Origin of the sequence: uncultured Duncaniella sp., assembly GCF_910578445.1 — a bacterium.
Lineage (GTDB): Bacteria > Bacteroidota > Bacteroidia > Bacteroidales > Muribaculaceae > Duncaniella.
Genome location: NZ_CAJTQC010000063.1, coordinates 1 through 1,302, shown reverse-complemented (window position 1 = coordinate 1,302; position 1,302 = coordinate 1). Strand labels below are relative to the sequence as shown.

The window sequence follows — 1,302 nt, the reverse complement described above, 5'->3', positions numbered from 1 at the left end:
CGGCAACCGCCGTCAGCATCGACATGGCGAGATAGTCTTTCGGAAATCCGAGGGTCGTGTTCGCCTCGTCTATGATTTCACGCATCTTTCTCGGAAGCACATCAAGGGGAAAGGGATTGCGGGAGGTCTTTTCTGCGGTTGTTTCTTCTTTTTTCATCGCTTCCCTCCTTTCCCTGTTGTGGCGGGTACGAGTACGCCGACGGCGTTTCCGTCGATGAGGCGCGCCTCCGCCCACTGCAACAGCTCGGACTTTCTGAAATGCAGCTTGGAGCCGAATTTCTGGAACGGCACGGTTCCCGCGCTCGTTTCCTTGTAGAGCTGTCCTTTCTTTATCGGGTAGCCGTTGGAGTTGAGGAACTCCAAAGCCCCCTTCATGTCAAGTGATTCACATTCGTTGTTTGCCGTGGTAACGGCGCGTGCGGAAGCGTTGGCTTCCTTTTCGGCGAGATATTCCTCCACCGACCCCCTTACGAGAAGTTTGAGGACTTCCACCAAAGGGAGATGCAAAAAGTCAGTCATGTTGATTCGGATTGTGGATGTTTGAGTGGTCTGGGGATTGTTTAGCGCATCGGGCATGGGCTTTTAAGGATTAAAAACGTTTGCGGTGTCATCATACAGATGTGGGGGTGTTGTCAATAGGGTTAATATGTGCCTTCCAGCCCATGACTACACCCGGAGGGATGAGGCAGGTCGGCGGTTAAACTAATATCGGACACTCGTCCGTATGCTTACTAAAATGGCGAAAACCACTGAAATATCGGCTCTGATGCCCGGCTCTTGCCACGGGATATAAGGCAATAACGGGGCTGTCTGTTATCGCGTGCGGATTTTCCCGCGTTGATAACGGTCTTGAATATGCCTGATTATATCGGCGATAATCACCTTTCGCAAGGGTGCGGTCGGCAGAGGGGGAACACTGATGCCGCTGTAATCATCTTAGCGGTTTTAATCATTGTGCCCGGCACGTCGGCTGCCATTGCTCCGTTACTTTCAACAAGGAGAAATCCGCGATGGTTCGCAGTGTCCGGCTTTGTCCGCGTTATTCCGCTATGCGTCCTACTTTTTCTTTTCGGCGGTCATTTCTCCTTTCGGCGCAACGAAAGTACAATCCCTATACGGATTATCCAAGTTTTCAGTAACTTGCGACTGCGTTTGACTGTCGAATGACTGAAATTGACTGATACCCTTGTCGGATTGCTATATTAAGATACGAAAAATTTTTGAATTATGCAAATGTGGAGCGAAATCGGGCGATGAGAAGAAAAAGGACACCGGGTATCCCTCCCGATGTCCGACCACTAA

At 50.5% G+C, this 1,302-nt stretch carries 1 protein-coding gene; it reads right to left on the bottom strand.

What is annotated here, in order from left to right:
- Positions 1–153: 153 nt before the first annotated feature.
- Complete coding sequence (locus tag QZ311_RS12280) at positions 154–519, bottom strand: helix-turn-helix domain-containing protein (protein ID WP_160659013.1); 366 nt, start codon at positions 517–519, stop codon at positions 154–156.
- Between the last annotated feature and the right edge of the window lie 783 nt (positions 520–1,302).

What these genes read in the sequence shown, in the direction of transcription:
- QZ311_RS12280 (WP_160659013.1), bottom strand. Translation starts at nt 519, where the DNA reads ATGACTGACTTTTTGCATCTCCCTTTGGTGGAAGTCCTCAAACTTCTC.